We start from the raw sequence: 15007 nt of genomic DNA, 5'->3' as shown, positions 1-15007 counted from the left end.
TCAATTTGGAATTTAGAAGATGCGTATTTTGCTAGTCGAAGATGATTTATTACTCGGTGAAGGCATCCAAGACGGGCTGGTTGATGCTGGCTTTGTCGTCGACTGGTTGCCCGATGGCGAAGCTGGGCGTAGCGCACTGCAAACCGAGCAAAGCTTTGACTTAGTAGTACTTGATATTGCGATGCCACGGATGAATGGACTCGAATTATTGGCTTGGATCCGCCGCCATTTGGGCGATCTGCCGGTGCTGCTGCTGACTGCGCGCGATTCAGTCGAAGACCGAATCAAAGGACTAGACGCAGGGGCTGATGATTATTTAATCAAGCCATTTGCATTGGGTGAATTAATTGCCCGCATTCATGCACTACTGCGCCGAGCACAAGGGCGCAGCGAAAATAGCCTAACTTGGCACGACATTCAGCTCGACCCCTGCCACAAAACCGCCAGCCAGCGCGGCCAGATGCTCGACTTAACGGCAATGGAATTTAAATTACTGCATCTGCTGATGGCGAACTACCCACATTATCTGTCTCGCGGCCAATTCGACGAAAAACTTTATGGCTGGCAAGGCGACATCGAGAGCAATACGCTCGACGTGCATTTATCGCATTTACGCAAAAAACTAGGTCGTGAAGTCATCCGAAATGTACGTAATTTAGGCTGGCGTTTGGAGTCCGATTGATTAAACGTATTCAACATTGGCTGCATCATTCATTGGTCAGCCGCCTCACCTTATTAGTCTTGCTCGCCACTTTATGTGCTTGGATAGCTTTTAGTGCGGTTTTATTACATGAAGCACGCAAAGAAACCGCCGAAGTGCTTGATCGTCAACTCACTGCTTATGCCGATCTGTTATGGCAAAATTTGGGCGATGAAGATGATTTGAAACCGTCGCTCTACAAGCAGCGTAAGCAGCATGTGGTACTGGGGTTTAGCCTGCTTAATCGCGATGGCAGCGTCATTATTAGCAGCTTAGCGACGCCATTTCCTGCTCAAGCCGCCGCCAGTCGCCATCCTTATTTAATTCAGCACGAAGGACACGCTTGGCAAATTACGGTGCGCCAAGACGCTGAACGACAGCTCATTATCGGCGAACCGGTGCGCAACCAACTTAAAATCGCGCATGAATTAAGCGAAGGTTTAGGCCAAACGGCACTCTGGGCCTTGCTCTTATTGCTGCCTTTGTTGTTTTTAGCCATCCGCCAAGGGCTAAAACCACTCAAATCGGTTGCAGCCGAACTTGCACAACGCGAACCCAACAATCTCAATCCATTAGATGTGGCTGTGCCGTGTGAAATTACCCCGCTCCGTGATCGACTCAATACTTTATTTGGCCAAGTCAGCGAAACCTTGGCGCGCGAACGGCGTTTTACGGCCGACGCGGCACATGAATTACGCACGCCGCTGGCTGCACTACGCGTACAAATTGAGCTGGCCCAAAGTAGCCCGCGGGTAGAAATTCGCGAAAAAGCACTCGGAAAAGCGTTAGCAGGCGTGGATAGAACGACGCGTCTGGTGACGCAATTGCTGGCTTTATCACGCTTAGAACACGGTGAACGCCCCCAGTCTGAAGTGATTTCTTTACCCGATTTAGCCAAAGCGGCGCTGATCGAAGCAGACTTGCCCGCCGATGCCGCGCATTTAATTGTGCAACAAGCGCTGCCACTACGTGGGCAGCCGATTTTGTTAGGTTTATTGCTAAGAAATGTACTCGATAATGCCCGCCATTACGCAGGTGACGCCGCAATCATCCAAATTCAGATCGACGGCACACGACTACGCATCAGCGACAACGGTGTCGGCGTAAGTGAGGCTGATTTACTGCGTCTAGGTGAACGCTTTTATCGGCCCCCCGGTCAGGCGCAACCTGGAGTCGGCCTAGGCTTATCTATTGTTCGTCGTATCGCTGATCTTCATGGCGCGCAATTACAGTTGAGCAATCTACCTGAAGGTGGATTTTGTGTTGAAGTAATCTTTAATCCGGACATCACATCATGAGTTATGCACCCCATACCCATCACCATCACCCCGAAGGGGAACAACACCCACATCCACACGACCGCCCGGATGGTCATAATGCCAAACACGACCATCACAACGATCACAGCCATCATCACCATGACCATGGCGTACCCACCTCGCAAAAACGCCTCGTTTTTGCACTGGTCGTCACCTTTGGTTTTGCTTTTATTGAACTGATCGGCGGGTTTTGGTCAGGCTCACTGGCCTTGATTTCCGATGCTGGTCATATGATGACCGACAGTGCGGCATTATTACTGGCACTGATTGCCAACGTCATCGGGCAACGCCCCGCCAATGCGGGTAAATCCTATGGTTACGCGAGAGCGGAACTGATTGGTGCGCTGGTCAACAGTCTGACGATGATCGCCTTGGTGGTGTGGATTATTGTCGAGGCTGTGCAACGCTTATTACATCCCGAACCAGTCAATGGTATAGGCGTGATGGTAATTGCCGTCATTGGTCTATTGGTCAATGTGTTTTCCGCTTGGCAGCTCTCGCACGATCACGACAACCTCAATAGCCGCGCGGCGCTGATTCATGTGCTGGGTGATTTGTTGGGCTCGGTTGCCGCAATTGCCGCAGGTGCCGTGATTTATTTCACCGGCTGGATGCCAATTGATCCCATTTTGTCGATCGCCGTCTCACTGCTGATTTTGCGTTCCACATGGAATCTACTACGCCAATCGACCCATTTACTGATGGAAGGCGTACCTGAAGGGATTGATCTCAACCAAGTTGGCGCACGGCTAGCAGCCGTCCCCGGCATCGTTGAAGTGCATGATTTACATGTGTGGAGCATTGGCAGCAAGCGCAAAGCCTTATCAGCACACTTAATTATTAACGAGCCGCTCGGCTGGCCCAGCCTGATTTTGCAGTTAAACCAAATGCTAGAAAACGAATACGGGATTGATCATGTAACATTACAACCCGCATGGCTGAGTGAGCGAGATGGTAAAATCGTACCTATTCACCGAATCGAGCATTGAGCCACTTGGTAATGCTTGTTACGATGTGCCCACTTTGACTGGATGGAAAACTCTAATGCGCTCTCTGCTGCTGTTGACTGCTTTATTGGCCACTTTCTCACAAGCGGCAGAATATGATGCCCACACCCCTGAAGGGATGGAATCAGACGGCGGCGGTATCAAAGATATCTTTAGTCGCGTCAACGCAGCGCTACCGATACCGCCAGAGCAAGAGCAAGAGATTCAGTTTCCAAATCTCAGTTCGCTGCAAGAATGGGCTCCGATACAGTTTTACCAAGAAATTAAATCCAACACCTACCGGATTGCGCTCGATAGCTTAAGCTTGGGCAAAGACCAAATCGTGCGTTATGTCGTAGCTATCAGCCCCAAATCGGGTGGATTGCAAAATATTATTTTTGAGGGTATCGACTGCAAAACCAATCAATACCGGACTTATGGCTGGGGTACCCCACAAAAAGAATGGAGCAAAAACAGCAAAGTCAACTGGCGATTGATACAGAAAAATCAACATAACGCTTGGCAAGGTAGCTTGGCCGATTCGTTTTGCAAAATGGACGAGCCGTGGCCCATCGAAACCATTCGTAAAGATTTTAAAGTCGATAAACAGTCTGGCGATTGCCCTGCCTGCCGCAATAAATAATAAAAAAGCGACTCAAATGAGTCGCTTTTTTTTTGCCGCTCCGCCATCAAGATTGCGGCAAGGCGCTACCAAACGCGGCTAAATATTGTTCCGCCAATTCAGCCTGAGTAAATTTATGATTTTGCCCACCACGCTGAGCAATCTTGATGCTACCGAGCAAACTCGCTAAGCGACCTGTCGTTGGCCAATCCCAGCCCTTCATTAAACCGTGCAATAAACCAGCACGGAAAGCATCACCACAGCCGGTTGGATCAAGCACAGCAACCGCCGGCACCGCAGGAATGTCGTGACGCACGCCATCGGCGTAAATTTGCGCACCTTCCGCACCTAAAGTCACAATCAAGGCTTTAACCTTGGCTGCAATTTCAGCAATCGACAATCCAGTACGCTGACCGAGCATTTCCGCCTCGTAGTCATTCAAAGTAACATAATCAGCCAATTCAATCAGCTCAAGCAGTTCTTCGCCACTGAACATCGGCATGCCTTGGCCCGGATCGAAAATAAATGGCACTTTGGCAGCTGCAAGTTGACGGCTATGCTCTTGCATACCTAGTTTGCCATCAGGCGAAACAATGGCAATAGACAGTTTTTCTTTTACATCACTCACTTGATTCAGGTGCGATACCCCCATCGCCCCAGGATGAAACGCCGTAATTTGATTATCATCCAAGTCAGTTGTAATAAAACATTGACCAGTAAAGCCTTCTTGCTCTGTGATGTAGGCACGTGAAATCGACAGCTGATCTAACCATGTCGCATAGATACCAAAGTCTTGCCCCACTGTTGCCATGATCAATGGCTCTGAACCTAACATTTTTAAGGTGTAAGCAATATTTCCCGCACAGCCACCCAATTCGCGGCGCATTTCAGGCACTAAAAAAGACACAGACAAAATATGAATTTGTTCTGGCAAAATGTGTTTTTTGAATTGGTCAGGAAAGACCATAATCGTGTCGTAAGCCATCGAGCCGCAAATCAGTGCTGACATTGTATTTCTCCCAAGTGAATAGCAGAATTATAACCATTCGTTGCATTCTGTCTGCAAACATCCACCATCCATCTACTCATACCCCACGACACTAGGGTTTTCATGTACTTTGCCGCCATGGAAATTGCAATTTCATTGACCTCTTTGCTATGGGCAACGGGCATCAGCGGCGTGCTCGCTGTAGCGCAGTATCTTTTACTGACTCGATCTCATCATTCAGAACGTGGCTTAGGCACCATCGCTTGTGGCGGTGGGTTACTAGCGGCGGGCAGCATCGCATTCGCCGTATTGCTCAACAGCAATTTCAGCGCAGCAGCGGGTAGCATCTGGATTAGCGGCCTATTGGTATTGCTGGCAGGTACTCGGCGGTTTTTTGCACGCCCGGCGCTATTGGGCTGGTGGGCCAGCGCCTTGGCGATCAGTGTCCTGATTTTTATTTTGCAATGTTCCGGCGTCATCACACATCAAACGGCACTCCAGCTGATTTGCCTCACCGCAGTGCCACTCTGGCTAGTCATCGCCTATGAAGCACGTCTGGCACACAATGACGAACAATGGGCGGTGCCGCGAAGCTTATTAGTCACGAGTTTACTTATTTTTGCGCTGACGAATTTGGCGCTCGGGATTGGCCTAGTTCCTGCTGACAATTTCCAAGCAACCTTGCTAATTACCTTGCTCTTGAGCCAGTTAGTTTTACCCTACGCCTATCACAATGCCTTATCGCATCGCCTACATACACGACTGGTTAAATTGGCGCGCTATGATGCGCTCACTGGTCTGTTAAATCGACGTGGCATCGAAGAATGTGCGATTAAAGAGCTACGCCGAGCGCAAAAACATCAGCAATCTTTCGCGATGATTTGTGTCAATCTGAAGCAGTTTCAAGAAATCAACCAACGCTATGGCTTTGCCGCTGGCGATATGGCCTTACGCAAATCCGCGCGTGTGCTCAAAGACATCGCAGGCGATGCAACGGTATCCATCGGGCGCTTTACCGGTAATGACTTTATTTTATTGTGCAGCAATCTACCCATGCAGCAAATGCGTACGATGATGCTGGAAATTGAATTGTCGATAAATGCTTTGCAAATCGATCATAGCGACAGCAGCTTTCACCCAAGCAGCGCGGTAAATATGGTGCGTGCAGGAATTGATGGCGATTCAGTTTATGAATTACTACAGAGCCTACACAGCGCAATTCAAAAGCGAAAAACCACGGCAGCCAATAAAACGGCCATGAACCAAGACAATCTCAGCACGCTGGTTTCACAATTACAAAACAATCAATCAAGGGGTATCTCTGGCGAACCCAATCCAGAGATTGCCTAGCGGAAGATACCGTCAATACATAGCCTTCTTAATCCCACTGAAGCAATTGCAATTCAGCAGCACTTAGATAACGCCACTCGCCTTCAGCCAAGCCCAAATCAGCCAGCTTTAAGCCACCAATTTGCACGCGTGTTAAAGCGCTACAATGATTACCTGCGGCGGCGAGCATACGTTTTACTTGGTGATATTTACCTTGTTCTAACACGATTTCGATTTGATTTTCAGCCACTTTATTAGCCACGAGCGCAGCGATTGGCGCAGGCTCGTCGATCAATTGCACGCCAGCTAATAGGTCAGCGACTAATTTATCGGTGACTGGCTCAGCCGTCGTGGCGATGTAATTTTTGGGCTGGTGGCGTTTCGGCGAGCTTTGCGCATGAATAAATGCACCATCATCGGACAGCAACAATAAACCGGTGGTGTCATGATCAAGTCGACCAACCGGCTGTACATCACGCCATTCCATATTTTGCGGAAATAAAGTCAACACGGCGGGATGGTGCGTCGGTTTACGCGAGCACTCGTAGCCACTCGGTTTATTTAACACCAAATAGACTTTTTCGCGGTATTCCCATGTTTCATCAAAAATTTGAAATACCAAGCCTTGCGGATCAAATTCGGTTTTCCACTTGGTAATCACGACGCCATCAATCGATACTTCTCCGTCCTCGATTAAATCGCGGCAACCTTTGCGAGAACCAAAGCCTTGGCTTTGCAGAATTTTATCGAGTGATAATTTTTTCATGATGACCTACTCAAACAGATAGAGACGCGATTGTAAGGGCTTTTTTCAATCGACGGGAGAGCAAAAACAAAAAAGCCCTGACTAATCAGGGCTTTGTAGTATTTGGCTGGTGGAGGGAGAAACTGCAAATTTGTTGTTTCAGCATTTCCCAACCATTCCCAAAATACAAGCAAAAACAAGGATTTCAGGCATATTCTATGCTATTATGTTCCCAATAATTCCCGTTAAAGCCCTTCTCTCGTGTGGGGCTAGATGTGGGGCTAGAAGGTAAAGCGAAGGGAACTAGAAAAATGTCGATTCTCACTGATACCAAAGCAAAAGCGATAAAACCAGAAGATAAGCCGCTACCGCATGGTGGCGTAGTCGGTTTGCGGCTCATTCCAACTAAGATTAAAGGCCGTGGAAAATGGGAATTGCGCTTTGTTTCACCCATTACAGGAAAGCGCCGTGACGCGGGTTTGGGTATCTATCCCGAAGTAGGCATAGCTAGCGCCAAAGAAAAAGCCGAGGCCATGCGCAAGCTCGTTGCTGAGGGTATCGACCCGCTTGATGCGAGAGCACGCGAGAAAGCAGCACCAGCAACGCCGACATTCCAACAGGCCGCCGAAATACTGCATAAAGACTTAGCGCCGAGCTGGAGCAATCCAAAGCATATAAATGATTGGATAAACAGCATGCACATTTATGTGTTTAAGCATATCGGCGCAATGCCTGTTACCGAAATCACGCCAAAGCATATTGCCGATGTATTGCGCCCATTCTGGCTAAAGAAAGCAGAGACAGCCAGCCGAGTTAAACAGCGCATGAGTGCGGTGATGGGGTGGGCTTGGGCGCATGGCTTTATTGCTGCTAATCCCGTTGATGTAGTTGGCTACCTATTACCCAAGCAAGGCGAGGCAGCAAGGGTGGAGCACTTCCCCGCTATGCCGTGGCGTGACGTGCCCGCCTTTGTTGCTGGCAATCTATCCACCCGCCAAAGTGTGAGCGCCAATGCTTTGATGTTTTTAATGTTGACTGCTTCAAGGTCGGGGGAAGTACGCGGCGCGGCTTGGGCTGAAATAGATTTAGACAGCGCAATTTGGACGATACCCGCCGAACGTATGAAAATGGGCGTAGCTCACCGCATACCCTTATCTGATACGGCAATGGAGATATTGAGAGCACAACAAGGCCAGCACCCGACTTTGGTGTTTCCAAGCCCTAGAGCCGAAAAACCCCTATCCGATAGCGTCTTGACGATGTTTCTACGCAAGAAAAACGCCCACAGCAACACAGGCGAACGGACAGCCACTGCGCATGGTTTTAGATCATCTTTCCGTGATTGGGCAAGCGTGAATCAATACCCGCGTGATTGGGCTGAGCGCGCATTAGCGCACGAAATCGAAAACAAATCAGAGGCCGCCTACCACCGCGACGACCTACTCGAACACCGAGCAGTGATGATGCAAGCGTGGGCTGATTTTCTAAACGGCAAAGCCAGTAAACCGAATAACGTAGTGACATTAAGAGCGGCATAACCAAGTTTGCCACGTCTAGGCTTAGCGGCTGAACACAGATAACCCTGATCTGCTGGCGTGGCAATCAATTACAGGGGTTAAAGCAAAGTCCAATATGAAAAAATTGTTCAAATTGAAAAAAAATCTCACACTTGCAGACGCCGCGAGGCGATTATCAAGCACGCTAGAGGACGAAGTCACAATCGCCGATGTGCTTCAATTAGCCTTGGATGGACATTTAAAGATTTCAGTTGACCTAGTCAACCACGCAAAAGCTTTCAAGGGAAAAATCAGACCCAAAGAAGATGCTCTAATTTGCTTTCGTCCCTCATTATTTGCATCACAAGACGATATTAATTTTTTTGAAAAGTTAAACTTGCCAGAGTTTGACAATTTGGTAACACAAGAATGGCTCGATCAAATACCCGAAGAGCTAAAAAAAGAACTTGAATCACGATTAAACGATAATAAATTCATGCTCTATTACGAAGGACTAGAGTCGAATGGTTTGATTTATCAATTCGATACGGATGAGCCAATAACTCTAGCTGGCGTCTATCAATTAGCAATGATTGGCGCTGAGAGACTAGACGTTCAACATAAATTCCAAACACTTACTAATGGCCCAGCAATAACACTTGTAAATTTGGGTGGAGTCGTCGTTCTAGATGACGAGGGCAATTGCTTCCAGCTTCTAGAACACTTCGAAGGAAAACCTTACGGCGAAGCAAATAGTTATTATCCAGCAGGAGGCCTCCCAGATGACTCCGCACTCGTCATCCGAGCTTCTGACATAGCTTTATTTGAAGCATCAATAGCTGATGATGAAGCAAAACCAATAACAAAACAGCCAGATGAGTCGAAGATGATTGGTGCTATAGCCCTATGCCTAGCTGCGAAGGCCGTAAAATATAAACACGGAGAGCGGCCAAACGCAAAAGCAATTGCTGAGGATGTTGTAGCGCTTCTAAGTGGCGTTCCAGATGCAAAGCTTTACGGCCTAGCCGACACAAAAATCAGGACAGCTATTGCAAACGGAATCGAGGCTTTGACATCTATCAAATAGCAATCTGACAAATGATTTTGTCACCTGACACAAGCCCCATTCGTGGGGCTTTATCTTGCGTGTGTCCCCTAACAAGCCCAACACGGCTATGGATTGCACACGATGACAAATCAAACTATCCCCGACAGCTTGCCGCAGATATTCACCCGCAAGACGGTAGAGCAAATCACATCAAAATCCCGTACCAGTATTTACCGCGATATGGCGGCGGGTACGTTCCCCAAAAATATATCTCTTGGTGGTAGTCGCGTCGGCTGGCTGAAATCAGACATTTTAGGATGGGTAGAAAGCCGCATTGCAGCGTCAAAGGCGGCGCAAAAATGAAAAAGACCGCTACCCCTTTCGAGAATAACGGCCTTGCTGCTACGCATGGCAATCTTACCAACACCAGCGCCGCCTCACAACGGCAACGTGTTTTACAAGCATTACGCCAACGTGGGCATAGCACCGTAGAGTTGCGCGATGATTGGAATATCATGCAGCCAGCGCCGCGCATTAAAGAGTTGCGCGAGTCCGGTTATGAAATCAACACAGAATTATGCCCAGTGCTTGATGGCTTTAATCGACCACATTCAAAAGTCGCCATTTACACGCTACTGTCTGAACCTAAGGCGGTGCAATCATGATGCGCGAATCATTCAGCGATACAGTCAAACAAGCCGCGCATGGTAACTGGCCTTTTACTCTGCAAGCCTTGGGAATCAATGCGAAATACTTGGATGGTAAGAATCACCCTTGCCCTGCATGCGGTGGTAAAGACCGTTTTCAATTCACCTTACGCGGTAACGGCGCTGACTATGGCCGTTTTGCTTGCCGTGGTATGGATGAGCAAGGCGGTGATGGCTTTGCACTGGTGCGGCATGTTTTCGGACTGAGTTTTCCTGATGCGGTTAAGGCTGTTGCCAATGTATTAGGTATATCAGCCGATAGCATATTTAACAATAATTACATGGCAATACCCTATGCAGTTCCAGCGACTAGCCAAGTCGTACAAATGGTTGACCGCACGGACAAGGTGCAAGCGGTGTTTGATTCCTGTGTGGCAATCCGTCCAGACAATCAAGCGGGTAAGTACTTGCTGAATCGCGGCCTGAATTGGGTGTGTTTGCCGACGGGTGAAAATAGCCCGTTACGTAATTGCACGGCTTTGGATTACTGGCACGTTGCCGACAATAAGCCCGTTATGTTGGGTACGTTTCCGGCATTGGTGGCACAAATCACCAAAGCGGATGGCTCACTGGCTGGTATGCACCGGATTTATTTAAGCCAAGATGCAAACAAGCTGGTACTGCATGGCAGGGATGGCGTGTTACTGCCTAACAAAAAACTACAGGCCGCGCATGATGGCGCTTTGGCGGGTGCTGCATGCCGTTTGTACTCGATATGGGCTGATGGCCGTTTGGCTTTAACCGAGGGTATCGAAACCGCTTTAGCTGTCCATCGTATGACAGGTTTAGCGGTGTGGGCGTGCATCAGTACCAGCGGCCTTAAATCGTTCCTTGTACCGGATGGCGTGCGTGAAATCATCATCTATGCCGACAACGACCGTCCAGACCACAAAGGTCGTAATGCGGGTAAAGAGGCGGCCTACATCTTGGCTGCTCGGCTGGTGGCAGAGGGCTACAAGGTAAGTGTGTTACTACCGCCTGTTGCTGGTACTGATTGGATGGATGTAATGAACGACGAAATCAACAAGGAGCAAGCATGATGCTGAATGATGCCCCATTATTTGCTTTGGCTTCACCGGATAACGCTATGGAGATTCTGCCAAATTCGCCGGACGGCCTGAACATAACCGTCAAAACCGACATAACCGACAATCTACCCGTGATCGAAGTTTCTGCTGGTAATCTGCATAACATCGTCGACCAAGCTGAAAAAACGCTTTCACAGAGTGGGCGACATTTCCAAGCGTCTGGCTTGCTGGCGACGGTGCAGACCTGCCCGACATCGGGCGAAACGGCAATTGTGCCTGTATCGCAACCGTCACTGATGCGCGACCTGTCGAGGCTTGCCGCTTGGAAACGGTTTGATAAGAGGAAGGACGCTTTTGTAGCGATTGACCCGCCGGAAAAGTATGTGCGTATTTTATTTGCTTCGACTGATTACAAGCACTTGCCTATTTTGCGTGGTATTGCCCGACAGCCTTATTTGCGTCCCGATTTTTCTCTTGTTACAGAAGCAGGCTATGACGCTGAGACTGCACGTTATGGCGTATTTAATGCAGCAGAATATACAGTTCCAGCGAACCCAACAATGGACAATGCTAAGTCAGCATTAGCAGTATTGTCAGAGGTTATTGAGGAGTGTGCTTTTGATGCTGAATGTGACCGTGCCGCAGCGCTTGCCGCCATGCTGACAGCAGCAACTCGCCCAAGTTTACGCACAGCCCCCGCTTTTCTTATCAATGCTCACGTTCAAGGGAGTGGTAAATCATTTTTAGCGCGGTTGATTGCTTCACTGTCCACGCCGCAAAGCGTCCCTGCTACAGCCTTCACAAACGATAGCGATGAGATGCGCAAGCTACTGATTGCCCTACTGCTAAAATCGCCAGCGGTGATCAACTTTGACGACATGTCGGGTGATATTGTGCCAAGTGAAACTCTTAAAGCAGTAATCACCGAGGCATTTATATGTGGGCGTTTGCTGGGTGTATCAAAAGACGTTATATGTTCGACGTGTGCGCTTATTTTATTTTCTGGAAACAATATAGAAGCCATTAAAGATATGGCGCGGCGTGTGTTGTGCATTCAGCTTGACCCACGATGTGAAACACCAACAGCAAGGGAGTTTAAGCGACCGAATATCGAAATGGAATTACAGGGGAACCGTGCTAAATATGTTACCGCCGCGCTGACCATTATTAGGGCTTGGATAGTATCAGGTCGACAAGGGGTGAATTGCACACCGCTGGCGAGTTTTTCAGAGTGGACAGAGCTGTGTCGCAAGCCATTGATTTGGCTTGGCATGGCCGACCCCGCACAACGCTTTTATGAGCAGCTTAAATCTGACCCCGCTGCTGAATTATTAGGGCGCGTGTTACTTGGCTGGAAAAATCAATTTGGCACATCACCCACACTGGTTAGAGATGTAGTTATTTGGGCAAGCCAAACTGGGCGTACCAGTGATTTTGCAGACGCTTTAATGGAGGCGGCTGAAAAACAAGGGACTATCGACCCGCGCAAGCTTGGATGTTGGCTAAAGAAACATGCGGGACGCATTTTTGATGGTATGAAGTTTATCAAACACGGTGATTCACGCGACCGAGTCGAATGGAAATTACAAATTGAGCCGAGTTTGTCGGTTGCGCCGGTTTTGACGGTTATTGACCAACCCCCCGCCGAATTTAGCAGTAACGAGACTGTTGACCCACTCGCAGCACTTGACGCAATGGAGGGTTTTTAATCATGGCACTGGACAGTAAAAAGGTGGCAGGCACGCCACAACGGACGGCAACTAAAGACCCTAAGCAAATTTCTGTTAAAGCCAGTGCTAATGAACCGCGTGGGCAAATGGTTGCAAGAGTCATTACTAGTCCCGAACTACAAGCTGCAATTTCTTTTGAGAAAATCAATAAAGTGGGGGTTTTTTGCAAGGAGGGTGAAATTAGCCTTGCCGAGCACTTAGAGATATTGCAGCAGCGTTCCGATAAGGTGGTTAATGGTGATTTAACACTGGCAGAGGTTACGCTGGTTGCTCAAATGCAAACACTGGATGGCTTGTTTAACTTGTTGGCACAACGGGCGTTGAATAACGTCGGACACAGTATTGAAACCACCGAGCGTTATCTTCGGATGGCCTTTAAAGCCCAGAGTCAATGCCGTGCCACGATTGAAACCTTGGCCGAGGTGAAGAGTCCGAGGGTTGCTGTGTTTGCTAATCAAGCCAATATTAGCAGCGGGGCGCAACAAGTGAATAACGGCACTCAAGTACCCGCGCACGGAGCAATGCAGTCAGAAAAAAATATTACAAACGAACTATTGGAGCACGACGATGGCGAACGGTTGGACACCCGAAAGAAAGGCAAAACAAGCCGAGCTAATCAAAACGTGGCAGCCGTGGGTAAAGTCGACGGGCGCACGAACAAAGCAAGGAAAGTCAGCCAGTAGCCAAAACGCGCTAAAGCACGGGCGGCGAAGTGCTGCAGCAATTACCGAGCGCCAGCAATTTACCCAATCCATGCGTGATAGTCGGGTGTTTTCTAATCAAATAAAGGATTTAGTTAGGCAACTGGCCGAATTACAACGAAACCAGAAGCAAGAGCTTAAAAAGTTGTGCTGATGAAGCCGCCTTTAATGGCGGTTTTTTATTGGCAAGTGGAAATATAGCTACAGTCATCAAGCAACAAGTCTGTGTAAATGCAAAAGCAATCAAAGAGGTCAGACTTGATTGATGTGCTCGTCGTCTATTACGAATAATCGAGTCCACGCCTCTTAAACTACTATACAAACTACTATACAATTAGCGAAGTTAAACTATCGACAGTCTGCCGAAAGTAAAGAGTCGACGTATTTAAGTACACATCAATGGCTCGCATTTAATATGCGAACAGACAATAGGCCGCCGCAGTATGAAAAAAATAATCCTTGCCGCACTACTGGCTAGCTGTATTTCCCTAGCTCATGCGGGACTTGATGAAGGTGTCGCGGCATACAAAGCCGGAAACTACGAGCTGGCACTTAAAGAGTATCGACCGCTTGCTGAGCAAGGCGATGCCCGTGCGCAATACAACGTCGGCATAATGTACGAAAACGGCCGAGGTGTACCGCAGGACTATGCTCAAGCTGTGGGCTGGTATCGCAAGGCGGCAGAGCAAGGCATTGCCCAAGCGCAACACAACCTCGGCGTGATGTACCAAAATGGTCGCGGCGTACCGCAGGACTACGCCCAAGCCGTGGGCTGGTATCGCAAGGCGGCAGAGCAAGGCTATGCCCCTGCACAATCTGACCTCGGCGTTATGTACGACACAGGTCGAGGCGTTCCGGTGGACTATAACCAGGCCGTGAACTGGTATCGCAAGGCGGCTGAGCAAGGCAATGCCAATGCGCAATCTAACCTCGGCATGATGTACGAAAAAGGCCGAGGCGTTCGGCAGAACCTTGAACAAGCCATTAGCTGGTATCGCAAGGCGGCAGAGCAAGGCATTGCCTATGCGCAACTCAGAATGGGCCAGGAGTGCCTCTTCAAGTCTTTCAACTCTGATAGTGACACACAACAAGCCGATGTAGTCCAAGCCGTGAGCTGGTTTCGCAAGGCCGCTGAACAAGGCAATGCCAGTGCGCAATTCAGTCTCGGCGTTATGTACCATGACGGTAGAGGCGTACCGCAGAATTTGAGCATCGCCTATGCGCTATTTAATCTTGCCTCAGTCGATGCAACAACAAAAGGGGCTGCAAACACGGAAGTCGCTTTATCAAAAATGACACCGAAACAGGTTGAAGCAGGTCAGGTATTGAGTCGTGAAATGGCTAAGCCAAACAACTTGAGCAAAGCGATTGAGGCGTACTTAAAAAAATCGAAGTAATGCCAAGCTAGAACAACACCATGCCCCATTGTTTAACCGCGTGGGGCTTTTGTTTTGCCGTGCCTGATTGCGTGTGGACAGGGGTTTCTCGAGGCTCATAAATATGACAATGCACTTATATGTGATTAGAGTCGGTTGATGTGCCCGTCGTCTATTACGAATAATCGAGCCCACGCCTCTTACACCACTACTACAATTAGCGAAGTTAAAC

15 protein-coding genes are annotated in these 15007 nt (G+C 48.7%); 13 read left to right on the top strand and 2 right to left on the bottom strand.

Annotation, left to right across the window (positions count from 1 at the left end; translation table 11 throughout):
• Window positions 1-19 precede the first annotated feature (19 nt).
• Genes GM173_RS08135 through GM173_RS08120 form a run of 4 tightly spaced genes read left to right on the top strand, consistent with a single transcriptional unit; the run spans window position 20 to window position 3648 of the window.
• Entirely contained in the window at window positions 20-682 is a 663-nt protein-coding gene (locus GM173_RS08135; protein WP_203570881.1) for a response regulator, read from the top strand.
• Complete coding sequence (locus GM173_RS08130) at window positions 679-1998, top strand: ATP-binding protein (protein ID WP_203570880.1); 1320 nt, start codon at window positions 679-681, stop codon at window positions 1996-1998. Before GM173_RS08135 ends, GM173_RS08130 begins: the two co-directional genes overlap by 4 nt.
• Entirely contained in the window at window positions 1995-3008 is a 1014-nt protein-coding gene (locus GM173_RS08125) for a cation diffusion facilitator family transporter (protein ID WP_203570879.1), read from the top strand. The genes GM173_RS08130 and GM173_RS08125 overlap by 4 nt, the downstream gene beginning before the upstream one ends.
• Window positions 3009-3063: 55 nt before the next feature.
• Window positions 3064-3648 carry a CNP1-like family protein gene (locus GM173_RS08120; RefSeq protein ID WP_203570878.1) on the top strand — a complete coding sequence of 195 codons (585 nt, stop codon included), beginning with the start codon at window positions 3064-3066 and terminating at the stop codon, window positions 3646-3648.
• A 46-nt stretch (window positions 3649-3694) separates the two neighbouring features.
• On the opposite strand, the gene GM173_RS08115 is transcribed toward GM173_RS08120, so the two are convergent.
• On the bottom strand, window positions 3695-4636 hold the full coding sequence (locus tag GM173_RS08115) for a carbohydrate kinase family protein (protein WP_203570877.1): 942 nt from the start codon (window positions 4634-4636) through the stop codon (window positions 3695-3697).
• 102 nt (window positions 4637-4738) lie between these two features.
• Between GM173_RS08115 and GM173_RS08110 the strand changes: the two genes are divergently transcribed.
• On the top strand, window positions 4739-5965 hold the full coding sequence (locus GM173_RS08110) for a GGDEF domain-containing protein (RefSeq protein WP_203570876.1): 1227 nt from the start codon (window positions 4739-4741) through the stop codon (window positions 5963-5965).
• 28 nt (window positions 5966-5993) lie between these two features.
• On the opposite strand, the gene GM173_RS08105 is transcribed toward GM173_RS08110, so the two are convergent.
• A complete protein-coding gene (locus GM173_RS08105) occupies window positions 5994-6710 on the bottom strand; it encodes a pseudouridine synthase (protein WP_203570875.1) in 717 nt (238 codons plus the stop codon).
• Between the two features lie 290 nt (window positions 6711-7000).
• On the opposite strand from GM173_RS08105, the gene GM173_RS08100 reads away from it, so the two are divergent.
• From GM173_RS08100 to GM173_RS08065, 8 genes are all read left to right on the top strand, one after another.
• Complete coding sequence (locus GM173_RS08100; RefSeq protein WP_203570874.1) at window positions 7001-8227, top strand: tyrosine-type recombinase/integrase; 1227 nt, start codon at window positions 7001-7003, stop codon at window positions 8225-8227.
• 94 nt (window positions 8228-8321) lie between these two features.
• Window positions 8322-9272, top strand: a complete 951-nt coding sequence (locus tag GM173_RS08095) for a hypothetical protein (RefSeq protein ID WP_203570873.1) — start codon at window positions 8322-8324, stop codon at window positions 9270-9272.
• A gap of 102 nt (window positions 9273-9374) precedes the next feature.
• Window positions 9375-9596 carry a helix-turn-helix transcriptional regulator gene (locus GM173_RS08090; protein WP_203570872.1) on the top strand — a complete coding sequence of 74 codons (222 nt, stop codon included), beginning with the start codon at window positions 9375-9377 and terminating at the stop codon, window positions 9594-9596.
• Window positions 9593-9898: a helix-turn-helix domain-containing protein gene (locus GM173_RS08085; RefSeq protein WP_203570871.1), complete on the top strand. Its 306-nt coding sequence runs from the start codon at window positions 9593-9595 to the stop codon at window positions 9896-9898. Before GM173_RS08090 ends, GM173_RS08085 begins: the two co-directional genes overlap by 4 nt.
• On the top strand, window positions 9895-10980 hold the full coding sequence (locus tag GM173_RS08080) for a toprim domain-containing protein (RefSeq protein WP_203570870.1): 1086 nt from the start codon (window positions 9895-9897) through the stop codon (window positions 10978-10980). Before GM173_RS08085 ends, GM173_RS08080 begins: the two co-directional genes overlap by 4 nt.
• Window positions 10977-12677 (top strand): hypothetical protein, encoded by a 1701-nt coding sequence (locus GM173_RS08075; RefSeq protein WP_203570869.1) that lies wholly within the window; start codon window positions 10977-10979, stop codon window positions 12675-12677. The genes GM173_RS08080 and GM173_RS08075 overlap by 4 nt, the downstream gene beginning before the upstream one ends.
• A gap of 2 nt (window positions 12678-12679) precedes the next feature.
• The gene (locus GM173_RS08070; RefSeq protein WP_203570868.1) at window positions 12680-13381 is read left to right on the top strand and encodes a hypothetical protein; all 702 of its coding nucleotides are present in this window, start codon (window positions 12680-12682) and stop codon (window positions 13379-13381) included.
• Between the two features lie 461 nt (window positions 13382-13842).
• Window positions 13843-14796 (top strand): SEL1-like repeat protein, encoded by a 954-nt coding sequence (locus GM173_RS08065; protein ID WP_203570867.1) that lies wholly within the window; start codon window positions 13843-13845, stop codon window positions 14794-14796.
• The last annotated feature ends 211 nt before the right edge of the window (window positions 14797-15007 follow it).

Source organism: Deefgea chitinilytica, assembly GCF_016881405.1.
In the GTDB taxonomy this organism is placed as follows: Bacteria; Pseudomonadota; Gammaproteobacteria; order Burkholderiales; family Chitinibacteraceae; genus Deefgea; species Deefgea chitinilytica.
Note: the sequence above shows the minus strand (reverse complement) of the source record. Positions and strands in the feature narration are given on the sequence as shown.